This is a genomic window from Pararoseomonas sp. SCSIO 73927, assembly GCF_037040815.1.
GTDB lineage: Bacteria > Pseudomonadota > Alphaproteobacteria > Acetobacterales > Acetobacteraceae > Roseomonas.
Genome location: NZ_CP146232.1, coordinates 1544424 through 1561565 on the forward strand (window position 1 = coordinate 1544424; position 17142 = coordinate 1561565).

Below are 17142 nucleotides of genomic sequence, written 5' to 3' on the forward strand. Positions count from 1 at the left end.
CGGTGCGGCACGGGACCGTTATGGTGCGTTCCGTGCTGCCATCCCCTCCGTTGAGCCTGCCTCCGTGCCACTGCTGTTCCGGCTGCTAATCCTCGTCGGGATCGCGCTGCTGCCGGCGCTGGTGGCCCTGTTCTGGGGCGCCCAGGAGGAGCGGCACGCGCGAGAGGCGGCGGCGCGGGAGGAGGTGCTGCGGACGGCCCGGCTGATGGCCGCCGACCACCAGCGCATCGCCGACGGCGCGCGCCAGCTCCTCACGACGCTGGGCAATCTCCGCGCCGTGCGGGCGCTGGACGCGGCCGAGTGCCAGTCCTTCTTCGCCGCGATCATGCGGGACTTCCCGCGCTACGTCGTTCTCGCCACCGCCACGCCGGACGGGCGGGTGGTCTGCTCCGCCGACTCCTCGGCGATTGGGAACGGGGTGGGGGACCGCGACTACTTCCGCCGCGCCCTGGCGGAGAACGGCTTCGTCACCGGCGGCTTCGTCGTCGGGCGCGCCTCCGGCCAGGGCAGCTTCCACTTCTCCCAGCCTTTCCGCGACACGGGGCCCGACATGGGGCCCGATACGGGGGGGCGGGTGGCCGGGGTGGTGCACGCCGGGATCGGGCTGGACTGGCTGGCCGGGGAACTGGGCCGCATGCCGCTCCCGCCCCACGCCGTCGCCAGCGTCGTGGACCGGGACGGGGTGGTGCTGGCGTCCCGGCCCGGGCGCGGGCAGGTCGTGGGCGAGAAGGTTCGCGGCTCCATCGCCGCGCTCGTCGGGCTTGAGGGCGAGGGCGTGGTGGACCAGGTCGGGTCCGACGGGCGGCGCCGGTTCTACGCCCATGTCCCGGCCGGGACGACGGGCACGCACACGGTCGTCGTCGGGCTGGACCGCGCCGCCCTTCTCGCCCAGGCCTCGGCGGCGGAGAGGCGCGGGGCGATGATCCTCTCCGGCACCATCCTGCTCGCGCTCCTCCTCACCGTCATCGGGGCGCGGCGCCTGGTGCGGGAGCCGGTGGACCGGCTGCTCGCGGCCTCCGAACGCTGGCGCCGGGGCGACACGGCGGCGCGCATCGCCGTCGCGCCGCGGAAGGAGGGGGAAGGGTCCGAGTTCGACCGCCTCGCCATGGCCTTCAACGCCATGGCCGAGACGGCGGAGGCGCGGGAGAGGTCGCTGCGCGAGGGCGAGGAGGCGAATGCCCGGCTGGCCGCCATCGTCACCTCCGCGGACGACGCCATCATCAGCCTCTCCCCCGCCGACGGCACGATCATGAGCTGGAACGGGGGCGCGGAAAGCCTGTTCGGCTACCCGCCGGAGGCGGTGCTGGGCCGGCGGATCGACCTGCTGCTGCCGTCCGATGACGTGGCGGGCCCGCTGTTCCGCCGCGCCCTCTCCGGCGAGACGATCCGCGACCACGAGGCGGTGCGGGTGGCGAAGGACGGCTCGCGCATCCCCGTCGCGATCACCCTTGCGGCCATGCGGGGCGGGGATGGGCGGGTGATCGGCATCTCCGTCATCCTGCGCGACCTGCGGGAGCGGCGGGCGGCCGACCAGCAGCAGCAGCTTCTGATGCGGGAGGTGGACCACCGCGCCCGCAACGTGATGTCCGTCGTCCGCTCCCTCGTGCAGCTCTCGCCGAAGGACGACCCGAAGGCCTTCGCCCGCGCGATCGAGGGCCGCATCTCCGCCATGGCCCGCGCCCACGGCCTGCTGGCCCAGGACCGGTGGGAGGGCGGGTCCCTGCGCACGCTGGCAGAGGGTGAGCTGGGCGGCCCCGCCGACGGCCCGCCCCAGGCGGAGCTGGAGGGCCCCGCCGTGACGCTGCGGCCGGACGCCGTGCAGCCCCTCTCCATGGTGCTGCACGAGCTGGTCACAAATTCCCGGAAGTACGGCGCCCTCTCCCGCGAGGGGGGAATGGTCGGGCTGCGCTGGTGGGCGGAGCCGGCGGGCGGCGAGAGGGACCTGCTGATCCGCTGGACCGAGCGCGGCGGGCCGCCCGTGGAGGCTCCCCCGGCGCGCAAGGGGTTCGGCTCCCGCCTGATCGAGATCAGCGTGCGCCACCAGCTACGCGGCACCTTTGCCCAGGAGTGGCCGCGGAGCGGGCTGATCGCCACCATCCGGATCGGCGCGGCCTGCATCGCCGCTATCGCCCCTGGGGCCGGCCCGCCGCCGCCCGCCCCGGCCGATCCCGGCCCGGCGCCGGGCCCGAGGGCGCTGGCCGGGCTGTGCGTGCTGGTGGTGGAGGACGAGGCACTGGTGGCGGTGGAGGTGGCCGATGCCCTGGCCGCCGCGGGCTGCCGCATCATCGGCCCCGCCGGCACGCTGGAGGAGGGGCTGGCCGCGGCCCGCGGCGCCGGCGCGCTGGACGCGGCGGTGCTGGACATGAAGCTCGGCGGCCGCCCCGTCCTGCCGCTGGCGGACGAGCTGGCGGCGCGCGGCGTGCCGATGATCTTCACCACCGGCTACGGCGAGCCGCCGCCGGGGCACCACGGCGCCACCGTGCTGACGAAGCCGATCCGGCCGGAGGACCTGGTGCGCGCGGTGCGGCAGCTCGTCGCGGGGACGCTGGTCCAGCCCTGACGGCTTCGGATCCTTCGCCGGGCCGCCGTGGCCGGGGAGAGGAAGAAGGAATTCTTCCTCCCTCCGGACCTCCCACCATCATCTTCTTCTTTGAGTGGGAGTCATCCCGCTGACGGTGCGCTTCGGGTCGCGGCCCCGAAGCGACGGCAGGGGCAGGAGCGGCTGGGCTGCGGTTCAGAAACCCCTTTGATCATTGCAGCCGCGGCGGCCCGATCGCGGGGTCCGGAGTGGCCGTCGCCACCCCGGTGGAGGGGTTCTCGGGGGAGGCGAAGCCTCCCCCGTGGGCTGTCCGCAGGCGCCGCTACAGCGGCTCCGCCTCACGCTCCTTCATCATCGCCTGGAAGGCCGGCCGGGCCTGGCACGCGGTGATCCAGGCTTGCACCTGCGGCGCGGCCTCGAACAGGCTCCTATCCGGCTGCGCGTAGCGGATGATCTCGGCGAGGTTGAGGTCGGCCACGGTGAAGCGGCCGCCCACCAGGAAGCCGCCGCCCTCCGCCAGGGCTGCATCCAGCACGGCGAAGGGGGCGCGCAGGCGGCCGGCCGCCGCCTCCGGCTCCTTCTTCTGGACAATGGACAGGCAGTCATCCTCGATGCCGCGGCCCCAGAGGGCCCACATGGCCACCAGCGCCTCCTCCCTCGCGTCCCGCGGACCCAGCAGGCCGCCGGCCTTGCGGGCGAGGTAGAGGGTGATGGCCTGGGACTCGTTCAGGACGAAGCCGTCATCCTCCATCGTGGGGATCAGGCCGTTGGGGTTCACGGCCCGGAAGTCGGGGGAGGCGGTGTTGAACGGCGCGTCCGGCGCGGCCGGATCCTTCAACCGGTAGGCCTGGATCACCGGCACGCGGCGGAAATCCAGCCCCAGCTCCATCGCGGCCCAGACCGGGCGCGTGGCGCGGGAACGAAGGCAGCCATAGAGGGTCAGGGGCATGCGGCATCGCCTCTCAATCACGGAGACGGCGGCGATAGCACGCCGCGTCCCTGCGGCGAATTGGGGCGGCCTCGCCGCTTGCCGTCCGGCACGTTCTGCTATAGCAGTTTGCGCGGACGACCAGGAAAGAATCCAGACATGGCCTCCCCGAACGACCGCGTGCTGGCGGCGCTGCCCGGCATCTCCGGCATCCTCGTCACGCCCTTCGACGCCGAGGACCGCGTGGCCCCCGCGAAGCTGCGCCCGGTGATTGATCGCGCCGTGGCGGCCGGGGTCCACATCCTCACCGCCAACGGCAACACCGGCGAGTTTTACGGCCTGACCACCGCCGAGGCGGAGACGATGGTCCACGCCGTGACGGAGATGGTGGATGGCCGCGTGCCCGTGGTGGCCGGCGTCGGCCGCAGCATCGGGGATGCCGTGGCCCTCACCCGCGCCTCGCGCGCCGCGGGCGCCTCCGCGCTCATGGTGCACCAGCCGCCCGACCCCTTCGTCTCCCCGCGCGGCGGCGTCGCCTACGTCCAGCGCGTGGCCGAGGCCGGCGACGGCCTTCCCCTCGTCCTCTACCTCCGCAACGACGGCATCGGCCTGGACGCGATTGAGAAGCTCTGCGCCATCCCCGGCGTGGCCGGGGTGAAGTGGGCCGCCCCCTCCCCCCTGAAGCTCGCCGAGGCGATCCGCCGCGCCGACCCCTCCACCGTCTGGGTCGGCGGCCTGGCCGAGGTCTGGGCGCCGCCCTTCACCGCCGTCGGCGCGCGCGGCTTCACCTCCGGCCTCATCAACGTCTGGCCGGAGCACTCCGTGGCCATCCACGCCGCCCTTGCCGCCGGCGACTACGCGCGCGCCAACGCGCTCATCGGCATCATGGGCGCCTTCGAGGAGCTGCGCGCCGAGGAGGGGAACGGCACCAACGTCACCGTGGTGAAGGCGGCCCTGGCCCTGATGGGCAACGACTGCGGCCATGTCCGCCCGCCCGGCGCCTGGCCGCTGACGGATCGCCAGGCCACCCTGCTGCAGCAGCGCCTGGGCGAGTGGGGGTTGCTGCGCGCCGACGCGGCCTGATCTGGCGCGCGGGTGGCCACCAGGGGGCGCTGCCCCCTGGAACCCCCGCCGGGAACCTGAGGTTCACGGACCTCCCATCTGGCTGCCGCGGATACGATGATCGACGGGCGGCGCCGCAGGCTTTCCTCATGAGCGCGCGGACGGACATGTCCCGCGCCTCGGGTCATGGACCCGAGGCGAGACACCAGTTCAGCATTCCGCGGCAGCCCACCAGAAAAAGATGAGGGGTGGGTTCAAGGGAGGGGAGAATTCCTTCTCCCCTCCCTTGAGGCCGCCGGAGCCCCCCTGCCAGAACAGGCGCCCGAGAAACGCCCAGGGGAGAGAAGCGTGAGTTTCCAGACCGAAGACCCCCCGCTGATCCTGGCTAGCGCCTCTTCCGCCCGCCGTGCGGTGCTGGAAGCGGCCGGGCTGCGCTTCGAGGCAGTCGCGGCGGCGGTGGACGAGGCCTCCATCAAGGAGAGCGCGCGGGCGGAGGGCTTCTCGCCCGAGGACACCGCGATGATGCTGGCGGAGGCGAAGGCGCGGCGCGTGGCGGCGGCGCAGCCGGAGGCGCTGGTGATCGGCTGCGACCAGATGCTGGTGCTGGAGGACCGCTGGTTCGACAAGCCGGAGGGCCCAGAGGCGGCGCGCGGGCACCTGGAGGCGCTGCGCGGGAAGGAGCACCGGCTGGTGACGGCGGTGCTGTGCTGGCGGGGCGGGCGGCGGGTCTGGGGGCACGTGTCGCAGCCGCGGCTGGCGATGCGCGCGGTGTCGGACGCCTTCATCGACGCCTATCTGGCGGCGGAGGGGGAGCGGGTGACGGAGAGCGTGGGGGCTTACCGGCTGGAAGGGCCGGGGGTGCAGCTCTTCGACCGGGTGGAGGGCGAGCACGCCGCCATCCTCGGCCTGCCGTTGCTGCCGCTGCTCGGCTTCCTGCGGCAGCACGGGGTGCTGCTGCGCTAGGAGGTCAGCCCAGCAGCATCTCGATGTCGCCGGAGAGCTTCTCCGGCGCCGTGGTGGGGGCGTAGCGGGACACCACCTTGCCGTTCCGGTCGATCAGGAACTTGGTGAAGTTCCACTTGATCGCCTCCGTGCCCAGGGCACCGGGGGCGGCGTGCTTCAGGTGGCGGAAGACCGGGTCCGCCCCGGACCCGTTCACCTCGACCTTGGCGAAGACGGGGAAGGTGACGTCGTACTTCGTGGTGCAGAAGCTGGCGATCTCCTCTGCATTCCCCGGCTCCTGGGAGCCGAACTGGTTGCAGGGGAAGGCCAGCACCTGGAAGCCGCGCTCGCCGTAGCGGCGCTGCAGCGCCTCCAGCCCCGCATATTGCGGCGTGAAGCCGCAGCGGCTCGCCGTGTTCACCACCAGCAGCACCTTGCCCCCGTAGTCGGCAAGGGGCTGGGCACCGCCCCCGGGAAGGGGGGCGGAGAGGTCGAGAAGGCCGGTATCGCTCAATTCGCGGGCTCCAGCCGGATCACCCGGCCCTGTGTCTCGTCGGTGAGGATGTAGAGGAGGCCGTCCGGCCCCGGCAGCACGTGGCGCAGGCGCGTGCGGCCCCAGAGCAGCCGCTCCTCCCCCACCACGCGGTCCCCGTCCATGGTCAGGCGCACCAGGCCGGGCGTCCGCAGCGCGGAGACGAAGAGGTTGCCCCGCCAGCCGGGAAAGGCGCCCCCCGCGTAGAAGTTCCCGCCGGAAGGGCTGACGGCCGGGGTCCAGTGCCGCAGCGGCTCCTCGATCCCCGGCGCGCTCGCCTGCCCCGTGCCGATCGGGCTGCCGTCGTAATCCGTGCCGTAGGAGACCAGCGGCCAGCCATAATTGGCGCCCGCGCGCAGCCGGTTCACCTCGTCCCCACCGCGCGCCCCGAACTCAATCTCGATGGCGGAGCCGGTGGCGGGGTTGATCGTCAGCCCCTGCGGGTTGCGGTGCCCGTAGGTGAAGATCTCCGGCCTCGCGCCCGCGCGGCCGATGAAGGGATTGCCCTCCGCCGGGCGCCCGTCCCGCTCCAGCCGCAGCACCTTGCCGCCGAGGTCGTCCAGCCGCTGCGCCCGCTCCTTGTCGGTGTAGCGATCCCCGGTGGAGAGCATCAGCTTCCCGTCCGGCGCGAAGACGATGCGGCAGCCGTAATGGTTCCGCCCGGAGGACTGGGCCGGCGTCGCGTCGAGCAGGGTGGTGGTGCCCTCCAGCCGCGCCATGTCCGCGGAGAAGCGCGCGGTGGCCAAGCGCGTCAGCGCCCCGCCCCCCGCCGCGCCGGCGAGGCAGAAATACACCTGCTGCGTGGCCGGGAAATCCGGCGCCAGGGCCACGTCCAGCAGCCCGCCCTGGCCCTGCGCCACCACCTCGGGCACGCCGGGGACGGGGGCCGAGACGGCGCCGTCCCGCCCGACAATCCGCAGCCGCCCCGGCCGCTCCGTCACCAGCAGGCGGCCATCCGGCAGGAAGGCCGCGCCCCAGGGGCGTTCCAGACCCGTGGCGAAGTCGGTCACGCGGAAGGCCGCGCGCTCGCTCCGCACCACCTCCTGCGACGAGACGGGGCTGGCGCAGGCGGCCAGCCCCAGCAGCAACAGGAGTGCGGTGCGCAAGCGGTTCAGGCCCCCCGGATCAGCCGGCGATCGCCTGATCCACCCAGGCGCGGAGCTGGCCGCGCGGCATGGCGCCCACCTTCATGTCCACGGGCTTGCCGTCCTTGAACAGGATCATGGTAGGGATGCCACGCACCGCGTACTCGTTCGGCGTCATCGGGTTGTCGTCGATGTTCACCTTCGCGACCGTCAGCTTGCCCGCGTAGTCCTTGCCGATCTCGTCCAGGATCGGGCCGACCAGGCGGCAGGGGCCGCACCACTCCGCCCAGAAATCCACGAGGACGGGGCCGGAAGCCTCCAGCACGTCCGTCTTGAAGCTGTCGTCGCTGACAGCCTTGGTGTTCTCGCTCATGCTCAATCTCGTCCCAGTGATGGGGCCCGATGCCGGGTTCGGATAGAAAATCGGGATGCCCCGGCCACCGGTCAAGACAGGGAGGGCCCGGCCTTGCGGCGGCCCTCCGTGGCCGGGGAGAGGAAGAAGGAGTTCTTCCTCTCCCCGGACCCCTCACCATCATCTTCTTCTTCGAGTTGGTCTGGACCCGGCTGACGGTGCGCCTCGGCTCGTGGAGCCGAGGCGACTGCAGGGGCAGGATGGGGTGCTAATCGTAGAGGGCCGACATCTCCCGTCAGTCCCGCGGCAGCCCGATGCAGGTCCAGGAGGCTCAGCCTCCTGGTGGGGGTTCCAGGGGGCAAAGCCCCCTGGTGCCGGACAGCCCAGAAAGGTGAATCAGACCGCCTCCGCGAAACGCTGCCACCCCGCCGCGCGCAGCTCGCAGGCCGGGCAGGTGCCGCAGCCATGGCCCCAGGGGTGCATCGGCCCGCGCTCCCCGCGGTAGCAGGTGTGGGTCTCCTCCACGACCAGCCGCACCAGCGCCTCGCCGCCCAGGCGCTGCGCCAGGCGCCAGGTCTCGGCCTTGTCGATCCACATCAGCGGCGTCTCCAGCACGAAGCGGGATGCCATGCCGAGGTTCAGCGCCGCCTGCAGCGCCTTGATCGTGTCGTCGCGGCAGTCCGGGTAGCCGGAGTAGTCCGTCTCGCACATGCCGCCGACGATGCGGCGCAGGCCGCGGCGATAGGCCAGCGCGGCGGCGAAGGTGAGGAAGACGAGGTTCCGCCCGGGCACGAAGGTGTTGGGCAGCCCGCCCGCCTCCATCGCGATCGCCACGTCGCGCGTCAGCGCCGTGTCGGAGATGGCGCCGAGCACGGGGATGGAGAGGGTGTGGTCCTCCCCCAGCCGCTCCGCCCATTCCGGCTTCATCGCGCGCAGCCCGGCGCGCAGCCTGTCGCGGCACTCCAGCTCCACCCGGTGGCGCTGGCCGTAATCGAAGCCCAGCGTCTCCACGCGGGCGAAGCGGTCCAGCGCCCAGGCGAGGCAGGTGGTGGAATCCTGCCCGCCGGAGAAGAGGACCAGGGCGCCTTCGTCCGTCATGGCCGGGCTAGATCAGTCCCTTAAGGCGCAGCAGCCCGAAGGCCGCCATGCTCATCGCGTCCACGATCACGCCGTCGCGCAGCATCGCCTCCACCTCGGCGAGCGCGAAGTCGCGGCACACCAGGTCCTGCTCCGTGCTCTCCCGCGCCGTCTCGCCCATCGTCAGCTCGGTCGCCAGGAAGACGTGGCCGCGCTGGTTGCAGTAGCCCGCGCCCTGGAACATCTCACCGGCATAGGTCATGCGGTCGGCAATCAGCCCGGTCTCCTCGCGCAGCTCGCCGGCGGCGATCCTCGCAGGGTCCGTGCCGGGGCGGGTCTCCCACATGCCCATCACGAACTCCCACATGCGGCGCTGCACGGGGTAGCGGAACTGCTCCACCAGCGTCACGCGCCCGTCCTGCACCGGCACCACCACCACGAAGTCGGACCGCTCGACAACGCCGTAGAGGCCCTGGGACCCGTCCTGGCGGCGGATGATGTCCTCGCGCACGCGCGTCCAGGGATTCTCGTAAGCCAGCCGCGTCGAGAGGGTCTCGATCGTCACGCCATTCCCCCGTTGATGGAGATCACCTGCCCGGTGATGTAGCCCGCGCGGGGCGAGGCGAGGAAGGCGACGAGATCCGCCACCTCCTCCGGCCGCCCGGCGCGGCGCGCGGGCACCATCCCCCGGATCTGCTCGGGCGTGAAGGACGCGGCGGCGGGGCTCTCGATCAGTCCGGGCGCCACCGCGTTCGCCGTCACGCCGCGCGGCGCACACTCCATGGAAAGCGACTTCACCGCCCCGTGCAGCCCGGCCTTGGCGGCGGCGTAGTTCGCCTGGCCGCGGTTGCCCATTACGCCGGAGACGGAGGAGACGGCGACGATGCGCCCGTACCGCGTGCCGATCATCGGCAGCAGCAGCGGCCGCATCAGGTGGAAGAAGCCGTTCAGCGAGACGTCCACCACGGAATGCCATTGCTGCGCGGACATGCCGGCCATCGGCGCATCGTCATGCGTGCCGGCGTTGTGCACGGCCACCTGCACCGGCCCGCCTTCCAGCAGCACGGCCAGCGCGGCGCCGCAGGCGGCGGCGTCGGTCAGGTCGAAGGTGACGGCCTCCGCGCTGCCGCCGGAGGTGGCGATCTCCGCCGCCAAGTCGCGCGCCCGATCCGGATTGCCGCTGGCATGGACGATCACGTGGTGCCCGTCCCGCGCCAGGGCGCGAGAGATGGCGGCGCCGATCGGGCTGGCGCCGCCGCTGACGATGGCACGGATCATGGAGATTCCGGAATGATGATGGCCGCCTGGCCGGAGAGCAGGATGCGGTCCCCCGCCGCCACCGTGAAGGCATAGACGAAGCCCCGCGCGGCGCGGGACAGCGCGCGCGCCTCTACGCGCAGCTCGGCGGCGATGTCGTCCAGCCGCTCCACCGCCATCTCCACCCCGCGCAGGCTGGCAAGGTAGCCCGGCGGCTGCGCCTCCCCATCCCCCGTCAGCGCGCCGTGCGCCGCCATGGCCTGCAGCGCGTACTCCACCCCGCAGACCACCGGCAGCACCCCGTCCCGCCGCAGCGGGTTGGCCGGGTCGCGGTGCGAGGTGGCGGTGCAGGCGATGGAATCCGCGTCGTGCGCCACCACGCGGTCCAGCAGCCGCATGGCCCCTGCATGAGGCACGCGCGGCACCGTCACATTGCCTCTCCGGGGTCGCCCAGCCCCAGCACCACCGCCCCGCCATCGGCCAGCGGCAGCCCGATCCGCGCGGCACGCCCCGCCGCCAGGGCCCGGAGCAGCGGCACGGCGCGGGCGGCCGGGTTGCCCGCCGCCAGGGCGGCCAGCGGCCCGGCCGGGCCCTCCTCCGCCGCCTCCACGAACCCTACCGTCAGGGGCGTGCCCACCCCCTGCACGTCCGGCACCAGCACCAGCGCCGCGGCGAAGGGCGCCTCGGTCGGCCGGCGGGCGTGGAGCGGCGGCGGCAACGGCGCGTCGTAGGCGCAGAACAGCACGGGCACCCCGCGCGCGACGACCGCCGCCGCCGCCTGCAGCAGCCCCGTGGGAAAGCTGTCGTCGTGCCCGCCGAGGCTGACGGAGGGCCGCATGGACCCTGCCGCGATCCCCCAGTACCCCGCCGCCGCGTTGTGCACGGAGTTGTGGAACTGCGTGGGCGAGATCGCCCCGTCCCCGCCCGAGAGCGCCTCCAGGATCGCCCCCACCACCGCCCCGTCGCCATTGGAGGAGGCGAACACCGTCTCCAGTTCCCCCGCCGGCAGGCCGGAAGCGGCCACGGCCTCCGCGGCGGCGGCCAGCGCCAGCCGGACCGAAGCGCTGGTGCGCCGCCGCTCCGTGGCCGGCAGCGCCGCGGGGGGCGGCAGGGCGACCGGCCCCGGCTCCCAGGGCACCTCCCCTGTCAGGACGGGGCGGGACGCCTCCCAGCCCGGCAGGCCCGGCCCGAGAAGGCCCACGCCGGCGATCCGGCACCTCATGTCGGCGCGTGCTGCCCCAGGGAGGCGCTGCCTCCCTGGAACCCTCCGCTGGGGAGCCAGCGGGCTCCCCAGACCCCGCGATCGGGCTGCCGCGGACGTGAAGGCCGAAGGGCAGCGCCGAAGAAGTTCTGATGCCAGGCCGGCCCGGGCAGCCATGTCAGTCGCCTGAGGTCATCGACCTCCGGCGCACCGCCAGACGAGGCTCCCGCGGCAGCCGCCCAGAGAAAGATGAGAGGGGGTCCAGGGGGAGAGAATTCGTTCTCTCCTGAAGCGCGACAGCCATTTCTGCAATTTCTGACACCCGTTTCTGCAACCACTTCGGGCCCCTCTAAGGCAGATCTCAGGGCGCCCTAAGCGCCCCCTTATGGCCCCGAGATGAGCACCTCCTTCGCCTCGCCGGCACCCCCTGCCCGCCGGCCGCCGGCAACGCTGTACGTCGTGTCCACCGCCGTGATCGAGAAGCGGCCGAAGATCCGGCGGACCTCCGGCGTGTCGTTGAGGCTCACCAGGAAGCGCCCCTTCACCCGGGCCAGGATGGCCGCCATGTGGTCGAAGTCCCGAGGGCCAAAGAGGCCGGGCAGGTAGTCCCCCTCGCACCCATGATAGGGCGGGTCGAGGTAGAAGAGGGTGCTCTCCCGGTCGTAGCGCCGGATCGCCTCCTCGTAGGGCAGGCACTCAATCACCATCCCCGCTAGGCGCTCGTGCACTGCGTCCAGGACCGGCCCGAGCTTGGTCACGTCGAAGCGGCCGGGGGTGGAGGGGTCCACCCCGAAGTTCCGCCCCTCGATCTTGCCCCCGAAACTGAGGCGCTGGAGGTAGAGGAACCGAGCGGCCCGCTCCAGGTCGGTGAGGGTATCGGCCTCGGCCGCCTGCAGGCGCTCGAACTCCGCCCGACTGGTGATCTGCCAGCGCAGGGTGTCCATCAGCTGGACGTAGTGCCGCTGGAGGATCCGGAAGAGGTTCGAGACGTCCCGGGAGCGGTCGTTGATCACCTCCACCTGGGACCGGAAGGGGCGGCGTAGGAACACGCCGCCCATGCCGACGAAGGGCTCCACATAGGTTCGGTGGGGCACCTGGCGCAGCTGCTCTGCGATGCGGCCGGCCAGGTTGCGCTTGCCCCCGAGGTAGGCGGCCGGGGGCTGAACAGGCTGGACAGGCGTCAGGTCCAGCGAATCGCGAGACTCCATTGCGTAAAAGATTCCATGCTCCCTCCCCTCCGGCCGGAGAGGGCGGGGTGGGTTTACCCATGCGCGGCCCTACCGCGCGGCTCGAGGCGTTGACGCGCCCCTTGCCCCCGCCTGCCGGCGGGGAGGTCGTCAGGCGATCACGCCCCTCTATGCGGCCAAGGCGAGGGCCTGGAGCCGCGGGTCGGGGAGAAGCACCCCTGGGTAGAGGTCATGGGCGCCATACTCTGACCAGGCGGGGCTATTGAGCCCGGGATGGCCGTTCCCGGGCAGGAAGCGGTTCGCCGCGGTCGTGCCCGTAAAGCCTTGGACAGGGCTGCCAGCGATGCTGGCCCGGACGGCGCCGGTCTCGACGTCCCAGCCGATCGCGTACCCGAAGGGCACGCCGGGCTGGATGGTGGCCATGTTGAACTGTCCGCCACCCGTGCCCGCGCGACCGAAGACGATGGTGTTCCCGCCCACCTCCTTTGCGATGTAGGAGCGGTTCGTGTTGCCCCCGCTGTCGAGGCAGAACAGCCCGAGATAGGCCGAGGCGGGCACGTCCGCCGGAATGAGGATCCTCCCAACCACCGTGCCCCGCCGCTGCGCGGCGGGGATGACGCAGTTGAGGACCTCCATCGCCCGGTTCGCCGGTGCCCCGGCCGTCGGGACGTAGCTGGATGGGATCGCGCCCAGCTCGAACTGCGTGGCCTGAGAGTAGCAGTAGGACCCCGCTGGGCCGGCCATCCGCAGCACCAGGCCGGGGTTCGAGGGCGAGGAGCCACTGCTGGCGGTGGTGACGGTGATCGCGAGGCGCTGCCACACATTCCGCCGCGCCATGTCGGCGGCTACCGGCCGCATCGCCGCGCCCCAGAGGCCGCCGGAGGGATGCTCCAGGCCGAAGGTGATGGCGGTCGCCGTGCTGTCCGCCTGGACATAGACCCACCGGTAGTAGGTGAAGGTGGTGTTGTAAGAGCCGCCCCGGATCGTCGCCCACGCCCCGCAATTCGTGTCGGCCGTGTCCGCGCCGCGGACGTGCTTAACCACCTGGCGGCCCACGAACTTGGCCGGCGCCTCGCCCGAGAACTCCACCGTGTTGGTCCCGACTGGCACGGGCAGGCCGTCGCTGTCGGCGGTGAAGTTGATGGTGGCTCCCTCCATCGGGAGGAACCCTGCCAGCCCCTGGAAGCGCGGCATCTCGGGCGCCACAGGCAGCACGGACACGCCGTCCTGGCCGGTGTAGGTGGCGGGTGAGGGGCGCGAGAAGGCGGCACCGGAGCCAAGGACGCCCGGGGCGCCGGGGGAGATGAGGCGGATCCGGCGCCTTCTCGGCGTCAGCAGCAGCTGCAGGGCAGCATCCATCATCAGGTGAAGAACCAGACCGATGCCCGGATCGTCTTGGCAGCCGCCTGAGCGGCCGGGGCGCCGGCGGAGCTGCGGCTCACCAACCGCACCCACCGGCAGCCCTTCGGAGGAACGTCGAACTGGAGGAGCTTGCCCGTCGTCGGCCCCAGCGTGGCGGTCACGCCGGAGCCGTCGGCCACGTCGAACCAGTCCCCGGCCGCCGGCGCCTCGGCGAGCGCCCCCTGGACCGCGACCACGGCACCGCCCTCCCAATCGGACGGCAGGACCAACCCCAGGATGGCGCCCCCGCCCAGGCGCGCTGCCTCGCTGACAGACTGGCCGGCCGGGATGGGAAAGGTGATTTCCTGGAAAGTGTTCACAGCATTCTCCTGTGGGACCGGGGGCTTTGGGCTCGGATCAAGGCACCACGCGCCCGATCTCGTCGCCGGCCCACCTCATCCCGTTGTGGAGCCTGCCGTCCAAGACCAGCGGGAAGGTGCCGTTGGCGACCATGAAGGCGGTGAACTCGCCGAAGGCCGATGGCGTGTACGCTCCGCCCGACACGGTCGCCCCCAGAAGGAAGTCGGTCGCGGTGAGCACGCCGCCGCCGGTCACCGCCCGCGTGACGTGGGGCACGGGGTCGAAGCCGTTGATCCAACCGTGGATGGTTCCCCCCTGCTTGGCGAAGCACGCCACGAATGGGGCTGTGTCGGGGTTGCCCGCCGCGATATCGGATTGTGTGTTCCCGTTGGGCGACCGGACCAGCAGCTGCTTCCCGAGCCCAGCCGTCCCCTGACTGCGAAGCTCGGTGCGCGTCGGTGTTGAGACCGCGGCCAGCACCCAGGCGCCCAGCATGGACCTGCCGCTTAGCGAGGCGAACCGGCCCGCGACCCAGACCACCCAGGACGAGGCGGAGAGGTCTCCGTTGAAGGCCTGGGCCAGGGCCGGCCAGTTCCCCTCCGTCCGCATGTACTGCGAGCCGCTGAAGACCAGGGCCCGCTTGTCACCGGTGATCCCGGCCGTGGTGATCAGCTGCGGGGATGCCGGAGCAGGCGGAATGGCGACGTTGGCGGCGACGAGGCGCTTGGTCGGATCGTAGAGGTCGCGGACCTCAAGCGCCCCGCCGGCACCGTCTGGCAGGAAGCAGGCCGGGTTGTTGAGGGTGGCGGCGGCGACGTACTGCGCCCCGAGGTCGAGCGGGGCGAACGACCAGGCCGCCGGTGCCGTGACCGAGAAGGCGCCACTGGTGACCGCTGCCACACCCCCTGCCGGATCCTCGGCCCGGATGGCGTAGCCCGTGCCGACCCCCGGAGCGACGCCCGAGAAGAGGGCCGCGCCGGCCATGGGCTTGACGACCACGGGGGAACCGACCGTCGCGCCCGAGCTGTCCAGCACCGTGAACCGAACGGCCGCCAGGTTCTGGGCCTGCACCCGCATGGTCAGCTCGGCGCCAGCCACCGTGCTCGCGGGCTGTGCGGCGATGGAGAGGACCTGCACCGGCGCCTTGTCCCGGTAGAGCCAGGCCGTCCCGGTGCTGTAGATCTGCTCGTCCGTCCGCCCGTCGGTGCCCGCCTTCAGGACCGCCGAGTGCCCTGGCACTCTCGCAGGCGCGGGGAGCTGCAGGTGGGTGAGGTAGATCGGCTTCTTGATGGCGGTGGCCGTGCCGTAGTCCTCGACTGCTGCCACCCCCTCGCCCGGGAACAAGCCGTCAGGGGCAATCATGCTGAAGTTCTTGGTGAGGGAGCCGATGTAGATGCCCCTGGTGGCCGCCTTGTTCTCGCGATCAATGGTGACGCGATCGATCACCGTGCCGTCCCCGCCGGTGTCCATGATGGCGTAGTAGTCGCCCGCCCCGCGGTCCACGAGGTGAGTGCCCCGCATGCCGCAGCTCCTGGAGCCCCGCTCAAAGCGGGCGAAGGGGCTCTTCAGGTCGGCCGTGCTGTTGCGGACGATGCGACCGCCGATCATCACGCAACGCTCGGAGTTATAGTAGGCGCGCATGCCGCCCCAGGCGTCGAAGCCCGAGCGGCCTATGATCAGCGGGTTGTTCACGATGCAGTCCGTCGCGTAGGCGAAAGAGACCCCGTAACCCGCGCCGGTCACGGGGTTCGGGTCCTCAACCCAGCGCCGGTTCGCGATGTCCCAGATGGGCGCCGGGGCCATGTCGTCTGCGGTCAGCGACGCGATATTGACGCCCTGCGAGTAGGATATGTGCGCCGCAGTCTCCTGCGAGCGGGTCAGGATGTGGATCTCGATCCCCCTGGCCCCACGGATCTTGACCACATCGCTGAACCGGCTCCCGTTGCCCTCCACGAAGAGGTAGCCCCCCTCGTTGAGGCGCTGCGTGGGGGTATCCTCCAGGTCATCCTCGGGGCTCTCGGCCAGGCTGCCTGGGTTTGTGCCGTAGACGGGATGGGGAGGCCGGAAACTCAGGCCAGTGCCTGGGATGATGTCCGTGCCCGTGATGTTCTCGTACTTCAGCTCGAGGTGGAAGTCCGCGATGCTGGTGAACAGGATCCCGAAGTCCGTGTTGCGCGTGAAAATGCCGCGCATGTCAGCGCCGACGTTCTGATGATTGGCGGTGTCGACCGGTCGAAGGCGGATCGAGACCGGGAAGTTCGTGAAGCCTAGATCCCGCCCGGTGAAGCGATTGCCCGTGATGTGCAGCGCCGCGATCTGGCCCATGCTGTCGTTGAGGCCCTCGGCCGCCGAGCCGCCATAGGGCCAGTACCCATTGGGCTTCGCCGCGCTGGTCGGCTTCACCATCGGGTGGGGCTGGATGAAGCGCAGGCCGGAGAGGTAGCAGTCGTCGTCCATCACGCGGACCACGCGCATGCAGTACGTCCGCTGGATGATCGGCGAGAGGCGCCCGTTGCCCTCTAGCCGGCAGGGGCCGTTGGTCTTCGCCTCGTCATAGGTGACTAGCGGGCGGTACTCGGGCGGGAAGAGCACACGCTTCCCCGAGCGCACCGCGTCCACCAGGGGGGCCGTGTCGTCGCTGGCCCCGTCCATCCGCGCTTTGAAGTCGCGCTCCATGTCCGGAAATTGCCGGAGCTTCTCGATCATGGGCGTCTTCAGGTCGGGCTGGGCCTCGGGGTAGTAGACGCTCTCACCCGCCGCGCCGACGAGATCCTCCAGCGGGAGGTGCTCATCTCCCCCCGGCCCGACCACGTGCATGACGCGGCCAGCAATACCGGTCGCCGGAGGCAGCCCCTTCACGCGCCGGGCATCCCAGGGCGCACCGTCCTCGAAGGTCAGGATCTCGTCGTCTTCGGTGAGGAGCACGTCCGGCGGGGGCGATGTCGGCAGGACGGTGCTGCCCGCGACCTTCAGGGTCAGCTCCGCCCGGGCATCGCGCGGGGTTCGGCAGCGCGCCAGGAAGCGCCAGTTCCCGCCGGCGTCGAGCGGCAGGTCCACGTAGTAGGCGCCCAAGGCGAGCCGCACGGCCTGGTAGCGGACGGCGCGCTTCGCCCCCGGCCGGAGCACCACCAGCACCAGGCCGTCGACGTCGAGCGGCTTCCCCGCCTCGTCGCTGGCGTCGATGCGGATCCGGACGGCCTGGCCGGCCACGGGCGTACCTGAGGTGACCCCGAGCGGGTCCTGCCTGATCCGGAGCCGGACGGGGGCTGGAACTGCCAT

Annotated in this window: 16 protein-coding genes; 3 read left to right on the forward strand and 13 right to left on the reverse strand. The window is 71.9% G+C overall.

Features of this window, described 5'->3' with window-relative positions; translation table 11 throughout:
* Nucleotides 1-64 precede the first annotated feature (64 nt).
* The gene (locus tag VQH23_RS07275) at nucleotides 65-2560 is read left to right on the forward strand and encodes a PAS domain-containing protein (RefSeq protein ID WP_338664966.1); all 2496 of its coding nucleotides are present in this window, start codon (nucleotides 65-67) and stop codon (nucleotides 2558-2560) included.
* 301 nt (nucleotides 2561-2861) lie between these two features.
* Here the strand turns inward: VQH23_RS07275 and VQH23_RS07280 are convergent, their stop codons facing one another.
* Nucleotides 2862-3488 (reverse strand): glutathione S-transferase family protein, encoded by a 627-nt coding sequence (locus VQH23_RS07280; RefSeq protein WP_338664967.1) that lies wholly within the window; start codon nucleotides 3486-3488, stop codon nucleotides 2862-2864.
* Between the two features lie 138 nt (nucleotides 3489-3626).
* Here VQH23_RS07280 and VQH23_RS07285 point away from each other — a divergent pair, with 138 nt between their 5' ends.
* Together VQH23_RS07285 and VQH23_RS07290 are read left to right on the forward strand one after the other, a co-directional pair.
* Complete coding sequence (locus tag VQH23_RS07285; RefSeq protein WP_338664968.1) at nucleotides 3627-4550, forward strand: dihydrodipicolinate synthase family protein; 924 nt, start codon at nucleotides 3627-3629, stop codon at nucleotides 4548-4550.
* 327 nt (nucleotides 4551-4877) lie between these two features.
* Nucleotides 4878-5492, forward strand: coding sequence for a Maf family nucleotide pyrophosphatase (locus VQH23_RS07290; protein WP_338664969.1), 615 nt, complete (start codon nucleotides 4878-4880; stop codon nucleotides 5490-5492).
* 4 nt (nucleotides 5493-5496) lie between these two features.
* Here VQH23_RS07290 and VQH23_RS07295 read toward each other — a convergent pair whose 3' ends face one another.
* From VQH23_RS07295 to VQH23_RS07350, 12 genes are all read right to left on the reverse strand, one after another.
* Nucleotides 5497-5985 carry a glutathione peroxidase gene (locus VQH23_RS07295; protein WP_338664970.1) on the reverse strand — a complete coding sequence of 163 codons (489 nt, stop codon included), beginning with the start codon at nucleotides 5983-5985 and terminating at the stop codon, nucleotides 5497-5499.
* Complete coding sequence (locus VQH23_RS07300; RefSeq protein WP_338664971.1) at nucleotides 5982-7109, reverse strand: PQQ-dependent sugar dehydrogenase; 1128 nt, start codon at nucleotides 7107-7109, stop codon at nucleotides 5982-5984. Before VQH23_RS07300 ends, VQH23_RS07295 begins: the two co-directional genes overlap by 4 nt.
* 19 nt (nucleotides 7110-7128) lie before the next feature.
* On the reverse strand, nucleotides 7129-7461 hold the full coding sequence (trxA, locus tag VQH23_RS07305) for a thioredoxin TrxA (protein WP_338664972.1): 333 nt from the start codon (nucleotides 7459-7461) through the stop codon (nucleotides 7129-7131).
* Between the two features lie 375 nt (nucleotides 7462-7836).
* Complete coding sequence (queC, locus tag VQH23_RS07310) at nucleotides 7837-8538, reverse strand: 7-cyano-7-deazaguanine synthase QueC (RefSeq protein ID WP_338664973.1); 702 nt, start codon at nucleotides 8536-8538, stop codon at nucleotides 7837-7839.
* A gap of 7 nt (nucleotides 8539-8545) precedes the next feature.
* The gene (locus tag VQH23_RS07315) at nucleotides 8546-9082 is read right to left on the reverse strand and encodes an NUDIX hydrolase (protein ID WP_338664974.1); all 537 of its coding nucleotides are present in this window, start codon (nucleotides 9080-9082) and stop codon (nucleotides 8546-8548) included.
* On the reverse strand, nucleotides 9079-9795 hold the full coding sequence (fabG, locus tag VQH23_RS07320; protein ID WP_338664975.1) for a 3-oxoacyl-ACP reductase FabG: 717 nt from the start codon (nucleotides 9793-9795) through the stop codon (nucleotides 9079-9081). Before fabG ends, VQH23_RS07315 begins: the two co-directional genes overlap by 4 nt.
* Nucleotides 9792-10172 carry a phosphotransferase gene (locus tag VQH23_RS07325; RefSeq protein ID WP_338664976.1) on the reverse strand — a complete coding sequence of 127 codons (381 nt, stop codon included), beginning with the start codon at nucleotides 10170-10172 and terminating at the stop codon, nucleotides 9792-9794. The genes fabG and VQH23_RS07325 overlap by 4 nt, the downstream gene beginning before the upstream one ends.
* A 29-nt stretch (nucleotides 10173-10201) precedes the next feature.
* Nucleotides 10202-10996 carry a beta-ketoacyl synthase chain length factor gene (locus VQH23_RS07330; protein WP_338664977.1) on the reverse strand — a complete coding sequence of 265 codons (795 nt, stop codon included), beginning with the start codon at nucleotides 10994-10996 and terminating at the stop codon, nucleotides 10202-10204.
* 362 nt (nucleotides 10997-11358) lie between these two features.
* Nucleotides 11359-12183 (reverse strand): DNA adenine methylase, encoded by an 825-nt coding sequence (locus tag VQH23_RS07335; RefSeq protein ID WP_338664978.1) that lies wholly within the window; start codon nucleotides 12181-12183, stop codon nucleotides 11359-11361.
* A gap of 147 nt (nucleotides 12184-12330) precedes the next feature.
* Nucleotides 12331-13524 carry a hypothetical protein gene (locus tag VQH23_RS07340; protein ID WP_338664979.1) on the reverse strand — a complete coding sequence of 398 codons (1194 nt, stop codon included), beginning with the start codon at nucleotides 13522-13524 and terminating at the stop codon, nucleotides 12331-12333.
* Complete coding sequence (locus tag VQH23_RS07345; protein WP_338664980.1) at nucleotides 13524-13883, reverse strand: hypothetical protein; 360 nt, start codon at nucleotides 13881-13883, stop codon at nucleotides 13524-13526. Before VQH23_RS07345 ends, VQH23_RS07340 begins: the two co-directional genes overlap by 1 nt.
* Nucleotides 13884-13920: 37 nt before the next feature.
* Nucleotides 13921-17142: a hypothetical protein gene (locus VQH23_RS07350; protein ID WP_338664981.1), complete on the reverse strand. Its 3222-nt coding sequence runs from the start codon at nucleotides 17140-17142 to the stop codon at nucleotides 13921-13923.

Excerpts from the sequence above, each read along its gene's own strand:
- VQH23_RS07280 (WP_338664967.1), bottom strand. The coding sequence starts at position 3,488 with ATGCCCCTGACCCTCTATGGCTGCCTTCGTTCCCGCGCCACGCGCCCG.
- VQH23_RS07285 (WP_338664968.1), top strand. The coding sequence starts at position 3,627 with ATGGCCTCCCCGAACGACCGCGTGCTGGCGGCGCTGCCCGGCATCTCC.
- trxA (WP_338664972.1), bottom strand. The coding sequence starts at position 7,461 with ATGAGCGAGAACACCAAGGCTGTCAGCGACGACAGCTTCAAGACGGAC.
- queC (WP_338664973.1), bottom strand. The coding sequence starts at position 8,538 with ATGACGGACGAAGGCGCCCTGGTCCTCTTCTCCGGCGGGCAGGATTCC.
- fabG (WP_338664975.1), bottom strand. The coding sequence starts at position 9,795 with ATGATCCGTGCCATCGTCAGCGGCGGCGCCAGCCCGATCGGCGCCGCC.
- VQH23_RS07325 (WP_338664976.1), bottom strand. The coding sequence starts at position 10,172 with ATGCGGCTGCTGGACCGCGTGGTGGCGCACGACGCGGATTCCATCGCC.
- VQH23_RS07330 (WP_338664977.1), bottom strand. The coding sequence starts at position 10,996 with ATGAGGTGCCGGATCGCCGGCGTGGGCCTTCTCGGGCCGGGCCTGCCG.
- VQH23_RS07335 (WP_338664978.1), bottom strand. The coding sequence starts at position 12,183 with ATGGAGTCTCGCGATTCGCTGGACCTGACGCCTGTCCAGCCTGTTCAG.
- VQH23_RS07340 (WP_338664979.1), bottom strand. The coding sequence starts at position 13,524 with ATGATGGATGCTGCCCTGCAGCTGCTGCTGACGCCGAGAAGGCGCCGG.
- VQH23_RS07350 (WP_338664981.1), bottom strand. The coding sequence starts at position 17,142 with ATGGCAGTTCCAGCCCCCGTCCGGCTCCGGATCAGGCAGGACCCGCTC.